18 protein-coding genes are annotated in these 16,354 nt (G+C 71.2%); 7 read left to right on the top strand and 11 right to left on the bottom strand.

Annotated features, from left to right (window positions below; genetic code table 11):
• Positions 1 to 114 precede the first annotated feature (114 nt).
• On the bottom strand, positions 115 to 1,392 hold the full coding sequence (locus AC067Z_RS26430; protein ID WP_478792093.1) for an MFS transporter: 1,278 nt from the start codon (positions 1,390 to 1,392) through the stop codon (positions 115 to 117).
• A 62-nt stretch (positions 1,393 to 1,454) separates the two neighbouring features.
• Here AC067Z_RS26430 and AC067Z_RS26425 point away from each other — a divergent pair, with 62 nt between their 5' ends.
• A complete protein-coding gene (locus AC067Z_RS26425; RefSeq protein WP_478792092.1) occupies positions 1,455 to 2,417 on the top strand; it encodes a LysR family transcriptional regulator in 963 nt (320 codons plus the stop codon).
• Positions 2,418 to 2,454: 37 nt separating this feature from the next.
• Here the strand turns inward: AC067Z_RS26425 and AC067Z_RS26420 are convergent, their stop codons facing one another.
• Positions 2,455 to 3,315 carry an alpha/beta hydrolase gene (locus AC067Z_RS26420; protein ID WP_478792091.1) on the bottom strand — a complete coding sequence of 287 codons (861 nt, stop codon included), beginning with the start codon at positions 3,313 to 3,315 and terminating at the stop codon, positions 2,455 to 2,457.
• Between the two features lie 115 nt (positions 3,316 to 3,430).
• Here AC067Z_RS26420 and AC067Z_RS26415 point away from each other — a divergent pair, with 115 nt between their 5' ends.
• The 3 genes from AC067Z_RS26415 to AC067Z_RS26405 all read left to right on the top strand — a co-directional run bounded on the left by AC067Z_RS26415 (position 3,431) and on the right by AC067Z_RS26405 (position 5,927).
• Positions 3,431 to 4,567 carry an adenosine deaminase gene (locus tag AC067Z_RS26415; RefSeq protein ID WP_478792090.1) on the top strand — a complete coding sequence of 379 codons (1,137 nt, stop codon included), beginning with the start codon at positions 3,431 to 3,433 and terminating at the stop codon, positions 4,565 to 4,567.
• A 144-nt stretch (positions 4,568 to 4,711) separates the two neighbouring features.
• A complete protein-coding gene (locus AC067Z_RS26410; protein WP_478792089.1) occupies positions 4,712 to 5,080 on the top strand; it encodes an ATP-binding protein in 369 nt (122 codons plus the stop codon).
• Between the two features lie 82 nt (positions 5,081 to 5,162).
• Positions 5,163 to 5,927, top strand: coding sequence for a hypothetical protein (locus AC067Z_RS26405; protein WP_478792088.1), 765 nt, complete (start codon positions 5,163 to 5,165; stop codon positions 5,925 to 5,927).
• 28 nt (positions 5,928 to 5,955) lie between these two features.
• On the opposite strand, the gene AC067Z_RS26400 is transcribed toward AC067Z_RS26405, so the two are convergent.
• From AC067Z_RS26400 to afsQ1, 5 genes are all read right to left on the bottom strand, one after another.
• The gene (locus AC067Z_RS26400; protein ID WP_478792087.1) at positions 5,956 to 6,165 is read right to left on the bottom strand and encodes a PspC domain-containing protein; all 210 of its coding nucleotides are present in this window, start codon (positions 6,163 to 6,165) and stop codon (positions 5,956 to 5,958) included.
• An 89-nt stretch (positions 6,166 to 6,254) separates the two neighbouring features.
• Positions 6,255 to 6,848 carry a VanZ family protein gene (locus AC067Z_RS26395; RefSeq protein WP_478792086.1) on the bottom strand — a complete coding sequence of 198 codons (594 nt, stop codon included), beginning with the start codon at positions 6,846 to 6,848 and terminating at the stop codon, positions 6,255 to 6,257.
• Positions 6,849 to 6,922: 74 nt separating this feature from the next.
• Positions 6,923 to 7,552 (bottom strand): hypothetical protein, encoded by a 630-nt coding sequence (locus AC067Z_RS26390; protein ID WP_478792085.1) that lies wholly within the window; start codon positions 7,550 to 7,552, stop codon positions 6,923 to 6,925.
• Positions 7,549 to 9,147 carry an ATP-binding protein gene (locus AC067Z_RS26385; protein ID WP_478792084.1) on the bottom strand — a complete coding sequence of 533 codons (1,599 nt, stop codon included), beginning with the start codon at positions 9,145 to 9,147 and terminating at the stop codon, positions 7,549 to 7,551. Before AC067Z_RS26385 ends, AC067Z_RS26390 begins: the two co-directional genes overlap by 4 nt.
• 40 nt (positions 9,148 to 9,187) lie before the next feature.
• On the bottom strand, positions 9,188 to 9,865 hold the full coding sequence (afsQ1, locus tag AC067Z_RS26380) for a two-component system response regulator AfsQ1 (protein ID WP_478792083.1): 678 nt from the start codon (positions 9,863 to 9,865) through the stop codon (positions 9,188 to 9,190).
• Between the two features lie 180 nt (positions 9,866 to 10,045).
• Here afsQ1 and AC067Z_RS26375 point away from each other — a divergent pair, with 180 nt between their 5' ends.
• Positions 10,046 to 10,780, top strand: coding sequence for a SigE family RNA polymerase sigma factor (locus AC067Z_RS26375; protein ID WP_478792082.1), 735 nt, complete (start codon positions 10,046 to 10,048; stop codon positions 10,778 to 10,780).
• Positions 10,781 to 10,966: 186 nt separating this feature from the next.
• Here AC067Z_RS26375 and AC067Z_RS26370 read toward each other — a convergent pair whose 3' ends face one another.
• Positions 10,967 to 11,605 carry a uridine kinase family protein gene (locus AC067Z_RS26370; protein ID WP_478792081.1) on the bottom strand — a complete coding sequence of 213 codons (639 nt, stop codon included), beginning with the start codon at positions 11,603 to 11,605 and terminating at the stop codon, positions 10,967 to 10,969.
• 131 nt (positions 11,606 to 11,736) lie between these two features.
• Here AC067Z_RS26370 and AC067Z_RS26365 point away from each other — a divergent pair, with 131 nt between their 5' ends.
• The gene (locus AC067Z_RS26365; RefSeq protein WP_478792080.1) at positions 11,737 to 12,141 is read left to right on the top strand and encodes a hypothetical protein; all 405 of its coding nucleotides are present in this window, start codon (positions 11,737 to 11,739) and stop codon (positions 12,139 to 12,141) included.
• A gap of 88 nt (positions 12,142 to 12,229) precedes the next feature.
• Here AC067Z_RS26365 and AC067Z_RS26360 read toward each other — a convergent pair whose 3' ends face one another.
• Genes AC067Z_RS26360 through deoC form a run of 3 tightly spaced genes read right to left on the bottom strand, consistent with a single transcriptional unit; the run spans position 12,230 to position 15,499 of the window.
• Complete coding sequence (locus AC067Z_RS26360) at positions 12,230 to 13,117, bottom strand: aldehyde dehydrogenase family protein (protein ID WP_478792079.1); 888 nt, start codon at positions 13,115 to 13,117, stop codon at positions 12,230 to 12,232.
• A complete protein-coding gene (locus AC067Z_RS26355; RefSeq protein WP_478792078.1) occupies positions 13,110 to 14,546 on the bottom strand; it encodes an aldehyde dehydrogenase family protein in 1,437 nt (478 codons plus the stop codon). The genes AC067Z_RS26360 and AC067Z_RS26355 overlap by 8 nt, the downstream gene beginning before the upstream one ends.
• Before the next feature lie 5 nt (positions 14,547 to 14,551).
• Positions 14,552 to 15,499, bottom strand: a complete 948-nt coding sequence (deoC, locus tag AC067Z_RS26350) for a deoxyribose-phosphate aldolase (protein WP_478792186.1) — start codon at positions 15,497 to 15,499, stop codon at positions 14,552 to 14,554.
• A gap of 144 nt (positions 15,500 to 15,643) precedes the next feature.
• Between deoC and AC067Z_RS26345 the strand changes: the two genes are divergently transcribed.
• Entirely contained in the window at positions 15,644 to 16,276 is a 633-nt protein-coding gene (locus AC067Z_RS26345) for a PH domain-containing protein (protein ID WP_478792077.1), read from the top strand.
• Positions 16,277 to 16,354: the final 78 nt, after the last annotated feature.

The raw sequence follows: 16,354 nt of genomic DNA, 5'->3' as shown, positions 1-16,354 counted from the left end.
CCCTTCACGTGCCTTCCGGTTGGGATGGTCTGCCGGTTGAGACACCCGAAAGGGGGTTGGAGTTGCATGAATCCGCGACGTATTTCTCGCACGCCGCGCGACCCGCGGGAGGTGTTACGCGGCAGCCGCCGCGAGCTGCCGGTCCTGGACGCGCGCCGCATGCGTCCCGTAGAGCGTGATCGACACGACGCCCAGCACCGCCAGCAGACCCAGGGCGACCGTGCCGAGCCAGCCGCCCGTGTGGAAGGCGACCGCGCCGAGCGTGCCGCCCGCGCTGCTGCCCAGGTAGTACGCCGACTGGTACAGCGCCGACGCCTGGGCGCGACCCGTCTTCGCCGTACGGCTCACCGAGGAGGAGGCCACGGCGTGGCCCGCGAAGAAGCCTGCCGTGATCAGGACGAGGCCCAGCAGCACCGTGGCCAGCGAGTCGGCGAGGGAGAACAGCAGGCCCGCGGCGGTCGTGGTGACCGCGAGGTACAGCGCGCCGCGCCTGCCCAGCCGCGCCACCAGCCTGCCCGCCGCGGCGGAGGAGACCGTGCCCACCAGATAGACCAGGAAGATCGAACCGATCACGCCCTGGGGCAGGTTGAACGGTGCCTCGACCAGCCGGTAGCCGATCACGGTGTACACCGCGCCGAACACCGTCATGAACAGCGCGCCTATCGCGTACAGCCGCAGCAGCAACGGGTCGGCGAGGTGGCCGCGTACCGTCCTCGCCAGGGCGAGCGGGTTCAGCGTGCCGGGCGTGAAGTGCCCGGCCCGGGGGAGCAGCAGGCGGAAGACCAGCGCGCAGCCCAGGGCCAGTACGCCGACCGCCGCCAGCGCCACGCGCCAGTTCGTGAGCTGGGCCACCCAACCGGTGAGGATCCGGCCGCTCATGCCACCGATGCTGTTGCCCGCCACGAACAGGCCGATCGCGGCGACCAGCGCCTTCGGCCTGACCTCCTCCGCGAGATATGCCATCGCCGACGCCGGCAGACCGGCCAGGGCGACGCCCTGAACCGCACGCAGCGCAACCAGCCACTCCAGGTTCGGCGCGAACGGCACGAGCAGGCCGACGACGACCGCAACCGCGAGCGAGACCGTCATCACGGAACGGCGCCCGAACCGCTCCGACAGGGCACTCATCGGCAGTACACACAGAGCCAGCGCGCCCGTCGCCGCGGACACCGTCCAGCTGGCGGCGCTCGCGGTCACGCCGAAGTCGGCGGAGACCGCGGGCAGCAGCGCCTGCGTGGAGTACAGGAGCGCGAACGTCGCCATACCTGCGGCGAAGAGCGCGAAGCTCATCCGGCGGTAGCCGGGGACGCCGGGGGCGAGGCGGGTGTCGGGGGACTGGGACGGGGAGGCGGCACCCACGGTGGTGGGCGCCTTGGTACTGGCGGAAGGCATACGTCGAAGGTAGGTCGCGCTTTTTCATGCGTCCAATGCATGGAATGGCGATAATCGTTCCCATGGTGCATGAACGCAGGTCAGACGCTCGGCTGTCACCCAGCAGTTACGAAGGAGACGAAGAAGACACAGGGCTGCTGCTCGCGCCGCGTCTCGCGTACTTCGCCGGTGTCGCCCGGCACGAGCACGTGACACGCGCGGCGCAGGAGATGGGCGTACCCCAGTCGACCCTGTCGCGGGCCATGGTCCGCCTCGAACAGGACCTCGGCGTCACGCTGTTCGCCCGCCGGGGGCGCACCGTCTCGCTCACCCCGGCAGGGCGGACCCTGCTCGCCCCGGTGGAACGCGCGCTCGCGGAGGTGGAACGGGCCGCGGAGTCCGTCCGCGCGGACGCCGACCCCCGGGCGGGCAAGGTCGCCTTCGGTTTCCTCCACACGATGGGCTCGGAAACGGTCCCGTCCCTGATCCGTGCGTTCCGCGCGGACCATCCCGGGGTCCGCTTCACCCTCGTCCAGAACTACGGCGAGGCGATGATCGAACGGCTCCGCGCGGGGGAGCTCGACATGTGTCTGACCTCGCCGGTCCCGGACGCCCCCGACCTGGTTGCGCGCCGTCTCGACGAACAGCGCCTGCGGCTGGTGGTCCCCGACGACCACCGCCTCGCCAACCGCAAACGAGTCCGCCTGGCCGAGGCTGCCGACGAGACGTTCGTGACCCTGGAACCGGGCTACGGCCTGCGCCGCATCACCGACGACCTCTGCGTGGAGGCGGGCTTCACACCCCGTGTCGCGTTCGAGGGCGAGGAGGCGGAGACGCTGCGAGGGCTGGTGGCGGCCGGCCTGGGCGTCGCGCTCCTGCCGCCGCCCGCCGTCGCACGCCCCGGCGTGGTGGAACTGACGGTGACGGCCCCGAGGGCGGTCCGCGAGATCGGCCTGGCCTGGCTGGACGGACACCCCGACACGCCACCGGTGGCGTCCTTCAAACGCTTCCTCCTGTCCCGCCGGGGGAACCTTCTGCCGCGCTGACGGCCGAGGACGGCGTGAGGGACGCATCGCCCGCGGCCTACCTCCGCAGTGCCCGCCCGAAGCCCCCCGACAGCGGCATCCGCAGCCCCAGCGGCGGCGGAGCCGCCAGCGCGTCCGCCACCGGGCGGGCGTACGTGCCCGTGAACAACGTCCCCAGGACGAAGTCCGCGGACAGTGACAGGACTTCGTCCTGGTACTGGCGCAGCCCATGGCCGTCGGAATGGACCTCGAAGCGGCACGTGTCGCGGTTCGCCTTCTTCGCGCGTTCCGCGAGACGGAACGAGAGCTCCGGGTCCGTCGTCCGGTCGTTCGTGCCGTGCACGATCAGCACCCGCCGGCCCACCAGTTGTTTCACCGGCTCCGGCGTCGCCGGGTCCTCCGGCAGCCAGGGCGCCAGTGCCAGCACCGAGTTGACCGCCGGGTGGCCCGCCGCCCGCAGCGCCGCCCGGCCGCCCATGCCGTGGCCGGCCAGGCACACCGATACGTCGCCGTAGCGGCGTACGACCTCTTCCACCGCCCATGTCGCGTCTGCCGCAAGATCGGCGCCGGCGCCGTTCCAGCCGCGGGTGCGATAGCGCACCGAGTGCACCAGCAGTCCCTCGTCGCGCCCGGCGCGCGCCAGCGAGCGGCCCAGCGGCCGCACCGCGGCGTACGAGCGCGCCGACGCCCTGCGTGCCGATTCCGGTTCACCGTCCGGGAGCAGGAGAACTACTGCCGCGACCGTGGGATCCGCACCGTTCCGAGTGCCGGAGAGACCCGACGGCCGGCCCAGCCGGGCCTGCGCCGGTATGCGGCTACCGCGTTCCGCTCGTTCAACTGTCGTCTCACGGCGGGCCGTCGCCCCTTCGCCCGGAGCGGCCGGACGCCCCCACCACCGGGGCAGTGCGTGGTGTGCCATGGCTCAACAGTCTCAGAATGTCAGGTGTACTCCACCCGTACGCGCGGTCACTGTTACGTATCGACGAGTGCCGCCAAGGGGGGCGCTCTACGCGCGTAGGGGCTAGAGTGCGCAGATGACGAGCCAGACCCTCAATTCGCCCACCGGGGACCAGATCCGCCGCGCCCCGAAGGTGCTGCTCCACGACCACCTCGACGGCGGTCTGCGCCCCGGCACGATCATCGAACTCGCCCGTGACACCGGTTACGAGGCACTTCCCGAGACCGAGCCCGACAAGCTCGGCATCTGGTTCCGCGAGGCCGCCGACTCCGGCTCGCTGGAACGCTATCTGGAGACGTTCGCGCACACCTGCGCCGTGATGCAGACGCGCGACGCACTGTTCCGCGTGGCCGCCGAGTGCGCCGAGGATCTGGCCGAGGACGGTGTCGTCTACGCCGAGGTCCGCTACGCACCCGAGCAGCACCTGGAGGGCGGCCTCACCCTCGAGGAGGTCGTCGAAGCGGTCAACGACGGCTTCCGCGAAGGCGAACGGCGCGCCCGCGAGAGCGGTCACCGCATCCGTGTGGGCGCCCTGCTCACCGCGATGCGCCACGCCGCCCGCGCCCTGGAGATCGCCGAACTGGCGAACCGCTACCGCGACACCGGCGTCGTCGGCTTCGACATCGCGGGCGCCGAGGCCGGCTTCCCGCCCACCCGGCACCTCGACGCCTTCGAGTACCTGAAGCGCGAGAACAACCACTTCACGATCCACGCGGGCGAGGCCTTCGGCCTTCCGTCGATCTGGCAGGCCCTGCAGTGGTGCGGCGCCGACCGCCTCGGCCACGGCGTGCGGATCATCGACGACATCGAGGTGGCGGAGGACGGCTCCGTGACCCTGGGCCGGCTCGCCTCGTACGTCCGGGACAAGCGCATTCCGCTGGAGATGTGCCCGACGTCCAACCTGCAGACCGGCGCGGCCGACTCGTATGCCGACCACCCCATCGGTCTGCTGCGCAAGCTGCACTTCAGGACGACGGTCAACACCGACAACCGGCTGATGAGCGGCACGAGCATGAGCCGTGAATTCGAGCATCTGGCCGGGGCTTTCGGATACACGCTCGACGACATGCAGTGGTTCACCGTCAACGCGATGAAGTCCGCGTTCATCCCTTTCGATGAACGACTCGCGATGATCAATGACGTCATCAAGCCGGGCTACGCCGAACTCAAGTCCGAATGGCTGTTCAAGCAGACCGTCACGACCGGTAACTGACCACCCGTAGTGACCGCACCACCTCCTACACCCGAGCGGCCGGACACGTCAATTTCCGGCCGCTTCGCGGTGTTTGCGACCCCTGTGCGACGCTGACTAGCTTGCGGAGCCGCTCATACTTCCGTCCCCAAGGATTCCTCTGTGATGAAGCAGTCCGCAAAGACCCTCGGTGCCGCCGCCCTCGGCGCCGCGTTCGCCGCTGCCGCCGCCGGTACCGCCTCGGCCGCGCCCGTACCCGCTCTGCCCGACGCCACCGGTGTGCTCGGCACCGTCTCCCAGGTCGCGCCGGTTCAGGACCTCGCCACCAAGCTCCCGACGGGCGCCCCGCAGTCCCTGGCGGGCAGCCAGACCGCGCTGACGAGCTCCGCCTCGATGGTGCCTGCCGCCGTTCAGCAGACCACGGGCCGGGTGCTGTCGAGCGACAACGCCGCTGCCCCGGTCACCGGCCTGCTCGGCGGCCTCAAGACGGGCGAGCTGGGCGGCGGTGTGCTGCCCGGCGGTCTCACGGGCTGACGTACCACGACGACCGCACGCGCGTGGGGCGCACACCCGAACAGGGTGTGCGCCCCACCGTGCTTGTGTCAGGATCGCCGTCATGCGAGCCAAGACCGCTCCACTGTCCGCACTCGTCGCCGTCCTCGCCCTGCTGCCGCTCACGGCCTGCACGAGCGACGGCGACACCGGCCCGGACGCCGAGCCGTCCGCCGCGCGCACGGGAAGCAGCACGCCCCCTGGCACGGCCGGTGACACCGGCACGGGCGGCGGCGACGCCTCCGTCCCCCTCACCGGAACGCAGCTGGAACACGCCGCCCTCGCGGGCGACGACCTCTCCGGCTTCCAGGTCTCCGGCGAGAGCAGCGCCCTCGCACCCAGCGGGCAGCCCACCGCAGGCACGAAGCGGTGCCAGCCGCTCGCCGACGCGATGGGCGACAAGCCCGATCCGCGGGCCGCGCACACCGTCAACCGCGGGCTCGGCTCCCTGAAGAACCTCGGGCTCGCGGTGTCCGCGTCGCTCAGCTCGTACAGCGACGGCGACGCGGCTGCGCTGATGTCGGGGCTCAAGGCCGCGCTCGCGGACTGCGGCGACGGCTTCGACGCGAGCCTGGACGGCCGCAGCGCCTCCTACGATGCGGTGAAGAGCAGCCCCTTCACCGCGGACGCCGCGGACGAGGTGGTCAGCTGGACCGTCGTCGCGACGAATGAGGGCGTCGAGGCGCCCCTGCATCTGGTCGTCGTCCGCAAGGGGGCGACGGTGGCCCGCTTCATGGCGCTCGACCTGGCACGCCGGACACCGCCGCGCGTGCCCCCGGAGGTCGCCGACAAGCAGCTGGCCAAGGTCGGCCGCACGATCGGCGGCTGATCCGCCGGCAACGGCCGGCGGATCGGGGTCACCAGGCGGTGCTCGCGGTGCTTGCGGTCTTCTCCGACGGCAGCAGCAGCCACAGCGCCAGGTAGAGAATGAACTGCGGGCCGGGCAGCAGGCACGAGACCAGGAAGATCACGCGCATCGTGGTCGCCGAGGTGCCGAAGCGCCGGGCCAGCGCTGCGCACACTCCGCCGAGCATGCGTCCGTCACGGGGGCGGGCAAGTGCGGCCATGGTGGGCTCCTTCGCGAGAACCGAGGGGAGCCGTCTGTGTGCTCCCGATGTCTCCATGGTCGCGTCGCGAATGGGGTCGAAGCGTCGCTCTACGGGGCGATCCCGACCCTGGGAATGCTCGGGGTCGTACCCGGAGAACCCTCGTCCCTGAGCATGGCCTGCCGTCCAGGGCTCCGCTCCGCGTTGCGCAGTGCGTGCCCGCCGCCGGGGTGCAGCAGCCTGCGGCGCAGCCGCGCCCGGCCTGCGGGCACCACGGCGATATGGGCCAGCGCGACGCCCACGGTGTTCAGCAGCAGCGAGTCCACGTCCACGACCTGCCCCGGCACCCCGGTCTGCAGCAGTTCGATCCCCAGCGACAGCAACGCGCCGGCCGCCACCGTACGGGCCAGTGACGCCCACGGGGAGACGGCCAGCCGTCCACTGGCCATGGGCAGCAGGACACCGAGCGGGGCGAGCAGCAGCAGACCCTCGCCGATGTGCCGGGCGGCATGCAGCGGCCCCAGTTCCAGGGCTGCCTCGATCCCGGCGAACGGTTCGAGGTTCGCCGCGGTCACCCACAGCACATCGCGTGGGCGCAGTGTCAGCCACGCGACGAGCAGCAGATGGCCGAGGAGGAGCACGAGCCCCGCCGCGCGGAAGCGGATGGCGGCGTTGCCGCCCGAACCTTGACGCACGACCCCCAAGACGCACACTCCTCGGGAAACGGTTCCGCACCACGCGTACGGGCCACGTCGGCGCGCTCCCGGAAGTGCCGCGCTCAGCCGGTCGGCGACAGCGCCCCCGCTGTCGGCACCGTGTCCTCGGGACGTTCCTTCGTCCCGTCCGGGCACCGGTACGCCCGCGGCTCGTACTCCCCGGGACCGCCCAGCGGCACCGACCCGCCGGTCGTCACCGCCCGGCTCTCCACCAGCGTGCACACGATCTGCGCCAGTGCCGCGGTCGGCAGGTCCTCCGGCTGGCGGTTCAGCCGCAGCGTGCCGTCGGGATCGCCGCGCCGGCCGTCGCTCAGCTGCAGCGGCCCGCGTACGTACGTGGAAAAGCCCGCCTCGTGCTCCGGCGACGATGGCTCACGCAGGAGCTCGTCGACGAGGGCCTGCGCGGTCATGGCCCGATGGCTCGCCGCGCCGGCCTCCGGTATCTCGGCCGTCCGGTCGACGGACACCAGCTGCGACGCGCACACGAGATACACCCGCACGGGAACGCCCGGCCGACCGGCCTGCGGGGTGATGTCCGCCGCGGACACCGCGCACGGCACCCGGGACGGCGCGGCCCCCGCGTCGACGGGCACCTGTGTGGTCCTGATCCCGCAGCCGGCGAGCATCAGCGTGCCTGCCGCCGCGGCGAGCGCGGCCACCGCCCGGCGGCCACGCCTCCTGGGGAGTGTCACTGAGCGTCTTCCTCTCCCCGGCGGTCCGTGTCGCGGACGCCTCCGTTCCCGTCGGCCGCCCGTCCGGCCTCGTCCATGTCGTCGGCGCCTGCCGCCTCGCAGTCGGCGAGCGCCGCCGCGTCGTGCGGCAAGCGCAGTACGAAGACCGCACCGTCCCCGTCCGGGGAGTTGGCCGCGGTGATGTCACCGCCGTGGATATGGGCGTTCTCGACCGCGATCGACAGTCCCAGCCCGCTGCCCTCGGAACGCGGCCGTGACGCGCTGGCCTTGTAGAAGCGGTCGAAGACATGCGGCAGCACGTCCTCCGGGATGCCGGGCCCGTGGTCCCGCACCTCGATCAGCAACTCGTCGTCGCCCGGCCGCACCGACACGCGCACCGGAGAGCCGCCGTGCTTGAGGGCGTTGCCGATCAGATTCGCCAGGATCACGTCGAGCCTGCGCGGGTCGAGCTGCGCCATGATGCCGCGTTCGGCATCCAGCTCCACCGCGTCCAGCCAGGCCCGGGCGTCGATGCAAGCGGTGACCTGGTCGGCGACGTCCACCGTGTCCAGGACCAGCCGGGCGGTACCCGCGTCGAAGCGGGTCACCTCCATCAGGTTCTCCACCAGGTCGTACAGCCGCCGGGTCTCGCTCACCACCAGGTTCACGGCAGGGGCGATCATCGGGTCGAGACTGTCCGCCTCGTCCTCCAGCACCTCCGTGACGGCCGTCAGCGCGGTCAGCGGGGTGCGCAGCTCGTGGGACATGTCGGCGACGAAACGCCTGCTCGACTCCTCCCGCGCGCTCATGTCCGCGACCTTCTTCTCCAGCGACGCGGCGGTCTTGTTGAACGTCCTTGCCAGCTCGGCCAGTTCGTCGGTTCCCGAGACCCGCAGCCGGGTGTCCAGCTTGCCCTCGCCGAGCCGCCGGGCCGCGTCGCCCAGCCGATGCACCGGCCTGAGGACGGTCGTGGCGGCCGCCTGGGCGAGCAGCGCCGATCCGACGAGCGCGAGCAGCGTCGCGATGGCCAGCGACCAGGCAAGGGAGTTGAGGTCCTGGCGTTCCTGGTCCAGCGACTTGAAGAGGAACCCGGTCGGCCCGCCGCCCACGATCCGGGTGCCGCCGACCAGATACGGCTCGCCGCCACGCTGGGTGCGCTGCCAGTAGAGGTGGTACGGCACCGTGTTGCCCGCGCCGATCTCCTGCCGGTCGTTCACCGCGTCCCGCAGCGACTGCGGCACGTCCTCCATCGTGAACTCGTCACGGTCGGAGACCCCGGTGATCGGCTTGCCCTCGGCGCGCTCACCGATCAGTACCACGCTGTATTCGCCGTTGCCCGCCATCTGCTCGGCGGTCTTCTGCAGTTCGAGCTGCGTGGGTCGCAGCGGCAGTGCCGCGGCGCGGTTCTGCATCTCCTGCCGGAAGTTGCCGAGCGCGGCGTCCTGGGTGCGGGTCAGCACCGCTTCGCGGTTGAGCCAGTACGCGATGCCCGACGCGGACACGGCAGCAGTGAGCGCGACCAGCGCGAAGACGACAACCAGCCGCAGCCGCAGGCTGGTCAGCCGAAGGCCGGAGATCAGCGCGCGCTTCGTCCCGCCACGCGTGCCACCGCTCACCGGAGGATCCCGTCCGGCGCGGGCGCACCGTGCCCGTGTGTCACTGCGGAACGTCCAGCCGGTAGCCGACGCCACGCACCGTACGGATCAGGGTCGGTGAGGACGGCACGTCCTCCACCTTCGCCCGCAGCCGCTGCACACAGGCGTCCACGAGACGTGAGTCGCCCAGGTAGTCGTGCTCCCACACCAGCCGCAACAGCTGCTGACGTGACAGCGCCTGCCCCGGCCGACGGCTCAGCTCCAGCAGCAACCTCAGCTCGGTCGGCGTGAGCTGCAGGTCGTCGCCGTTCTTGGTGACCGTCATCGCGGAACGGTCGATCACCAGGGATCCGAAGGTCGCCGAGTCCGTCGACTCCCGCTCCCCGCGGCGCAGTACGGCGCGGATACGGGCGTCGAGCACCCGCCCCTGCACCGGTTTGACGACATAGTCGTCGGCGCCGGACTCGAGCCCCACGACCACGTCGATGTCGTCGCTGCGGGCGGTCAGCAAAATGATCGGCAGCTGATCGGTGCGCCTGATGCGGCGGCACACCTCGAAGCCGTCGATCCCGGGCAGCATCACATCCAGCACGATCAGGTCCGGCCGCTGCTCGCGCAGCAGCTGCAGGCCGTCTTCTCCCGTCGCCGCAGTGGCCACACGGTGGCCCTGGCGGGACAGGGAGAGTTCGAGGGCCGTGCGGATGGCGTCGTCGTCCTCGATCAGCAACAGGAAAGGCACGGGCCCATTCTGGCCCATGGGTCGCTCTGGTTCGACTCCCCGGTGCACAGCGGACGTCGGGCGTACGTCACAGGGCTCTGTGACGTGCCTGTGACAGTCGGCGGACACCGCGATGAAACAGCCCGGGCAAGCTTCTTGTCACACGGAACGAAGCAGACTCCATTCGACGGGGGGCGCGAGATGAACGCACTGCACAGCACCAACTCAAGCGCAGTTGTCACGCGTCTCCACGACGTCGTACGGAGCGCGGAGAAGTCCGGCGCGGTGAACGGGCGGGGGTGCGTTCGCGGCGCCGGGCGGCAGCACAAGCCGGCCTACATGTCGGTTGTCGACGCTGCCGCGGGGGGCAGCGGGGCCGCGTACGGAGAGGCGACGGGGGACCGGACGTCCCTGTCCGAGGCGGAATTCACCGCCTACGTCCAGGAACGGCGGGCCTCTCTGTACGCGACCGCCTACCACCTGACCGGCGACCGTTACGAGGCCGAGGACCTGCTGCAGAGCGCGCTGTTCTCGACGTACCGGGCGTGGGACAGGATCAGCGACAAGGCGGCGGTCGGTGGCTATCTGCGCCGCACCATGACGAATCTGCACATCAGCGCCTGGCGTCGGCGCAAGCTCAACGAGTACCCGACGGAGGAGCTGCCGGAGACGGCGGGCGACACCGACGCGATGCGGGGCACGGAGCTGCGCGCGGTCCTGTGGCAGGCGCTCGCCAGGCTCCCCGAACTTCAGCGGACGATGCTGGTCCTTCGCTACTACGAGGGCCGCACGGACCCTGAGATCGCGGACATCCTGGACATCAGTGTCGGCACGGTCAAGTCGAGCATCTGGCGGTCGCTCCGCCGGCTGCGCGAGGACGAGGTCCTCAGCTTCGGCCGTGACGAGGAGGAGTCCTTCGGCGAGCTGGTGGCCTGAAGGCAGCGGGGGGCACGGGGGAATCACGGGGGCCCGCTGTTTCGGGGGAGACGGCGGGGCATGGGATCCACGGGGGACACGGGGATCCACGGGGGAAAACGGAGTGGGGCCGGACAGGCCGGGGGGTTCTGTCCGGCCCCACTCCCATGTCCGGGGCCGTCGGGCCTTCCGGCCGCGGAACAGGCCCTACGCGGCCACGTGCGTCGCGGGGGTGCGGCAGCGGCCCGCTGCCGCGTCCGCGAGCCGGCCCAGGGCCTCGGCCTTGCCGCAGGGGTGCGCGCCCAGGCCGGCCTGCCGGGCGACTATCCCGCGTTCGGCGCGCATCAGGCGCCAGCCGCGGCGCAGCAGGAACGGGACCGACTTGCGGCCCTCCCGCAGATCGCGCGCCAGCCGGCGGCGGAACGTGGTGGACGGGCGGCCCCGCAGGCACAGCGCATCGGCCAGCACGCCCTGCTCCTGGCAGCGGCGGACTATCTCGGCCGCGAAGATGCCCTCCGCGACGAACAGTGGGGTGCGCCCTATGTCGAACGTCTCCTTGTCCACGCGGGAGCTCGTGGCGATGTCGTACACCGGGACGCCGGTGCGGCCCGTGGCGCACAGCTCCGTGATCGCCGCGACCGCGGCGTCGGCGTCCCAGGACGCGGGTGAGTCCCAGTCGATGTCGGTGCTGCCCGTCACCAGGGGGAGCGTCGGGTCGTTGCCCTCTTTGTAGAAGTCGTCCAGGCGCAGGACCGGAAGACCGGTGCGGGCGGCGAGGGACGACTTTCCGGAACCGGAGGGGCCCGCGAGCAGTACGACGCGGGTCGGGATGGGTTGGGAACTCACGGGAGACAAGTGTGACGCATCCGGCCGCGCATGGGACCCCCCGAGGCGCCTGTCGCTCACGTGCGTCGCACCACAACTACCGCCCGCACGCGCACGATCACTCATCGGGACCATCGAGACAGGAAAAGACCATGGCTCGTCATGCAGCTTCCAACAACCAGCGGCGCACGCTCCTGCGCGCCGGCCTGACCGTGGCCGCGGCGGGTGCGGCTCTCGGCGCCGGCTCGGCGGCGGCACAGGCGGCACCCGTCGCCGCGCCCGTGCCCGTGGGCGCGGAGTCGGTGGCCGGCGCAGTCCCGTTGGGTGCCGCGACCGGGGTGGTGGCGAACTCGGTGGAGGGCGTCGGCCAGCTCAAGAGCCTCCAGCTCCACCCGCTGGCGAACACCGGCGTGGACCCGCTCGACAACGCGGTGGGCACCCAGGTCGCCGACTTCCAGCCCGTCACCACCGCGGTGGTGACCGACAACGTCACCAGGGGCCAGGCTCTGGAGGACCTGCCGGTGGCAGGCCCCCTCGCCGCGACCGTGATGCCGTAGGCCCGGCATCCCCGGCCCACGCACGCATGAGGAAGCCCCCTCGCTGCCGGACGGGACAGCGAGGGGGCTTCGGCGGTGGGGGCGCGGCTCAGTACGCCGAACCCGATGCGCCCAGCGAACCGGTGGGGTGCCAGACCGTCTTGGTCTCGAGGAACGACGTCAGGCGATGCGTGCCAGGGTCCGCCGAGAAATCCACAGCCTGTGGACGGAGAACACGCTTGAGGTTGTCTGCCGCCGCGATCTCGAGCTCCTTGGCCAGCACTTCGTCGGCGCCCGTCAGGTCGATGCCGTTCACGTCCTGGTGTGCGGCCAGCGGGGCCGCGATCTCCGCCGTACGGCCGGAGAGCACGTTGACCACACCGCCCGGCAGGTCGGACGTGGCGAGCACCTCGCCCAGCGACAGGGCGGGCAGCGGGGAGTTCTCGGACGCGATGACGATCGCCGTGTTGCCCGTGGCGATCACCGGGGCGAGCACCGACACCAGACCGAGGAACGACGACTTCTGCGGCGCCACGATGGTGACGACGCCGGTCGGCTCGGGTGTGGACAGATTGAAGAACGGGCCCGCGACCGGGTTCGCCCCGCCGACGACCTGGCCGATCTTGTCGGTCCAGCCCGCGTACCAGACCCAACGGTCGATCGCGGCGTCGACGACGTCCGCGGCCTTCGACTTGGACAGGCCCTCGGCGTCGGCGACCTCGCGCACGAACTGGGCCTTGCGGCCCTCCAGCATCTCGGCGACGCGGTAGAGGATCTGGCCACGGTTGTAGGCCGTCGCGCCCGACCAGCCGCCGAACGCCTTGCGTGCCGCGACGACCGCGTCACGTGCGTCCTTGCGTGAGGAGAGCGGCGCGTTGGCCAGCCAGTTGCCCTTGGAGTCGGTCACCTCGTACACCCGCCCGCTCTCGCTGCGGGGGAACTTGCCCCCGACGAACAGCTTGTAGGTCTTGAAGACACTGAGGCGCGAATCAGACATCGAGGTAGGCCTCCAGACCGTGGCGGCCGCCCTCGCGGCCGAAGCCCGACTCCTTGTAGCCGCCGAACGGCGAGGTCGGGTCGAACTTGTTGAACGTGTTGGCCCACACCACGCCCGCGCGGAGCTTGTTCGCCACCGCGAGGATGCGGGAGCCCTTCTCCGTCCAGATGCCGGCGGACAGGCCGTACTGGCTGTTGTTGGCCTTGGCGACCGCCTCGTCCGGCGTACGGAACGTCAGCACGGACAGCACCGGGCCGAAGATCTCGTCCCGGGCGACCGTGTGCGCCTGGGTGACGTTCGTGAACAGCGTCGGCGCGAACCAGTAGCCGGAGGTCGGCAGCTCGCACGCAGGCGACCAGCGCTCGGCGCCCTCCGCCTCACCGGCCTCGACCAGCGTGGTGATCCGGGAGAGCTGCTCCTCGGAGTTGATCGCACCGATGTCGGTGTTCTTGTCCAGCGGGTCGCCGAGGCGCAGCGTGGACAGCCGGCGCTTCAGCGAATCCAGCAGCTCGTCCTGGATCGACTCCTGGACGAGGAGGCGCGAGCCCGCGCAGCAGACCTGCCCCTGGTTGAAGAAGATGCCGTTGACGATGCCCTCGACGGCCTGGTCGATGGGGGCGTCGTCGAAGACGATGTTGGCGCCCTTGCCGCCCAGCTCCAGGGTGACCTTCTTCTTCGTACCGGCGATCTCACGGGCGATGGCCTTGCCGACGGCGGTCGAGCCGGTGAAGGCCACCTTGTTCACGTCGGGATGGGCGACGAGCGCGGCGCCCGTGTCCCCGTAACCGGGAAGGATGTTGACGACGCCCCTCGGCAGACCGGCCTGGCGGCAGATGTCCGCGAAGAAGAGTGCCGACAGCGGGGTCGTCTCGGCGGGCTTCAGGACGACCGTGTTGCCCGTGGCGAGAGCCGGGGCGATCTTCCACGCCAGCATCAGCAGGGGGAAGTTCCAGGGGATGACCTGGCCCGCGACGCCGAGCGGGCGCGGGTCCCGGCCGTAACCGGCGTGGTCGAGCTTGTCGGCCCAGCCCGCGTAGTAGAAGAAGTGCGCCGCGACCAGCGGGAGGTCCGCGTCGCGGGTCTCCTTGATCGGCTTGCCGTTGTCCAGGGTCTCCAGGACGGCCAGCTCGCGGCTGCGCTCCTGGATGATCCGGGCGATACGGAACAGGTACTTCGCACGCTCGGCGCCGGGCAGCGCCGACCAGGTGCCGAACGCCTTGCGGGCCGCCTTCACGGCGCGGTCCACGTCCTCCGCGCCCGCCTGGGCGATCTCGGAGAGGACCTCCTCGCTCGACGGCGAGACGGTCTTGAAGACCTTGCCGTCGGCGGCGTCGGTGAACTCGCCGTCGATGAACAGGCCGTACGACGGTGCGATGTCGACGACCGACCGCGACTCGGGAGCGGGTGCGTAGTCGAATACGGAAGCCATGATGATCAGTCCACCGTCACGTAGTCGGGGCCGGAGTAGCGGCCGGTGGCGAGCTTCTGCCGCTGCATCAGCAGGTCGTTCAGCAGGCTCGATGCGCCGAAGCGGAACCAGTGGTTGTCCAGCCAGTCCTCGCCCGCCGTCTCGTTGACGATCACGAGGAACTTGATCGCGTCCTTGCTGGTGCGGATGCCGCCTGCGGGCTTCACGCCCACCTGCACTCCAGTCTGCTCCCGGAAGTCGCGAACGGCTTCGAGCATGAGCAGGGTGTTCGCCGGGGTGGCGTTGACCGCCACCTTGCCCGTCGACGTCTTGATGAAGTCGGCTCCGGCGATCATGCCGAGCCAGGAGGCGCGGCGGATGTTGTCGTACGTGGAGAGCTCGCCGGTCTCGAAGATGACCTTGAGCCGGGCGCTGCCGGAGGCCTCCTTGACGGCCCGGATCTCCTCGAACACCTTCAGGTACTTGCCGGCCAGGAAGGCGCCGCGGTCGATCACCATGTCGATCTCGTCCGCCCCGGCGGCGACGGCGTCACGGGTGTCCGCGAGCTTCACGTCGAGGGCTGCGCGGCCGGCCGGGAAGGCGGTGGCGACGGAGGCGACCTTGACGTCGGAGCCCTTCAGGGCGGCTTTGGCGGTCGCCACCATGTCGGGATAGACGCAGACCGCGGCGGTCGTCGGGGTGCTGCGGTCGGTCGGGTCGGGATTGACCGCCTTGGCGGCGAGCGCCCGGACCTTGCCCGGGGTGTCCGCGCCTTCGAGCGTCGTCAGATCGATCATCGAGATGGCCAGGTCGATGGCATACGCCTTCGCCGTGGTCTTGATCGAACGGGTGCCGAGGGACGCGGCGCGCGCTTCGAGGCCGACGGCGTCGACGCCGGGCAGCCCGTGCAGGAAGCGGCGCAGCGAGCCGTCGGACGCTGTCACGTCGGCGAATGCTGGTGCAATGGTGGGCATGGTCACCAGATGAGCATATCTACGCGCGTAGCGACCTGTACAGGGGGCCGGGTGTTCCGCGTCGGTCACGAGAGGGTCGCGGTGGCGTGGGCCCGGCGCACTCCCCTCCGCCGGACGAGCGGGGCGTACGGCAGAATCGAAAGCATGACGACCCCCCAGCAGCCTGCCGAGCCGACCTACGCCGACCGGATCTTCCGCTCGCCCGCCGCGCTGGCGGGCGGTGTGCTGCTGCTCGCGCTCATCGCCTGGATGCTCATCGACGCCTTCGTACACGGCGAGGGCCGCACCCCGTGGGTGGCGCTGGCGGTCGCGCTGCTGGCGGTGCCGCTGATCGTGGCGTTCACGCTGCGGCCCGCGGTGTTCGTCAACGACGACCGCGTGCGGATCCGGAACCCGTTCCGCACGATCACGCTGCCGTGGGCGGCGGTCGCGGACGTACGGGCCGGCTACTCGAGCGAGATCTTCACGCAGGAAGGCGCGAAGTACCAGCTCTGGGCGATCCCGGTCTCGCTGCGGCAGCGCAAGCGGGCGGTGCGGCGGCAGATGCAGGCGGAGCGGGGCGCTGCGCGTGGCGGGCGGGGGGCGGCGTCGGCCACGTCGGTCGACGAACCGACGAAGGCGCCGGCGGACCAGACGGTCGCGGACCTCCGCGAGATGGCGGAACGCCACGCCACGGCCCCGTCGGCGCAGGGCGCCCCCCAGATCCGCTGGGCGTACGAGGTGGTGGGCCCGGCGGCGGCGGGCGTGATCCTGCTGGCGGTCCTGCTCGCGATCTAGCCCTCCGGGCTCACGCTGCCGAGCGTGGCCGGGTCCGTGGCGTCACGGCGTGTGCTTGTGCGTGGCCGGGGCCGGGTG

It is taken from the genome of Streptomyces sp. NPDC043812 (genome assembly GCF_056436245.1).
The sequence above is the reverse complement of the archived record's forward strand: the minus strand, read 5'-3'. Positions and strand labels throughout refer to the sequence as shown.

What these genes read in the sequence shown, in the direction of transcription:
- AC067Z_RS26345 (WP_478792077.1), top strand. Translation starts at nt 15,644, where the DNA reads ATGACGACCCCCCAGCAGCCTGCCGAGCCGACCTACGCCGACCGGATC.
- AC067Z_RS26405 (WP_478792088.1), top strand. Translation starts at nt 5,163, where the DNA reads ATGCGAGCCAAGACCGCTCCACTGTCCGCACTCGTCGCCGTCCTCGCC.
- AC067Z_RS26375 (WP_478792082.1), top strand. Translation starts at nt 10,046, where the DNA reads ATGAACGCACTGCACAGCACCAACTCAAGCGCAGTTGTCACGCGTCTC.
- AC067Z_RS26400 (WP_478792087.1), bottom strand. Translation starts at nt 6,165, where the DNA reads ATGGCCGCACTTGCCCGCCCCCGTGACGGACGCATGCTCGGCGGAGTG.
- AC067Z_RS26360 (WP_478792079.1), bottom strand. Translation starts at nt 13,117, where the DNA reads ATGTCTGATTCGCGCCTCAGTGTCTTCAAGACCTACAAGCTGTTCGTC.
- AC067Z_RS26430 (WP_478792093.1), bottom strand. Translation starts at nt 1,392, where the DNA reads ATGCCTTCCGCCAGTACCAAGGCGCCCACCACCGTGGGTGCCGCCTCC.
- AC067Z_RS26365 (WP_478792080.1), top strand. Translation starts at nt 11,737, where the DNA reads ATGGCTCGTCATGCAGCTTCCAACAACCAGCGGCGCACGCTCCTGCGC.
- AC067Z_RS26355 (WP_478792078.1), bottom strand. Translation starts at nt 14,546, where the DNA reads ATGGCTTCCGTATTCGACTACGCACCCGCTCCCGAGTCGCGGTCGGTC.
- AC067Z_RS26420 (WP_478792091.1), bottom strand. Translation starts at nt 3,315, where the DNA reads ATGGCACACCACGCACTGCCCCGGTGGTGGGGGCGTCCGGCCGCTCCG.
- AC067Z_RS26425 (WP_478792092.1), top strand. Translation starts at nt 1,455, where the DNA reads ATGGTGCATGAACGCAGGTCAGACGCTCGGCTGTCACCCAGCAGTTAC.
- AC067Z_RS26415 (WP_478792090.1), top strand. Translation starts at nt 3,431, where the DNA reads ATGACGAGCCAGACCCTCAATTCGCCCACCGGGGACCAGATCCGCCGC.
- AC067Z_RS26410 (WP_478792089.1), top strand. Translation starts at nt 4,712, where the DNA reads ATGAAGCAGTCCGCAAAGACCCTCGGTGCCGCCGCCCTCGGCGCCGCG.
- deoC (WP_478792186.1), bottom strand. Translation starts at nt 15,499, where the DNA reads ATGCCCACCATTGCACCAGCATTCGCCGACGTGACAGCGTCCGACGGC.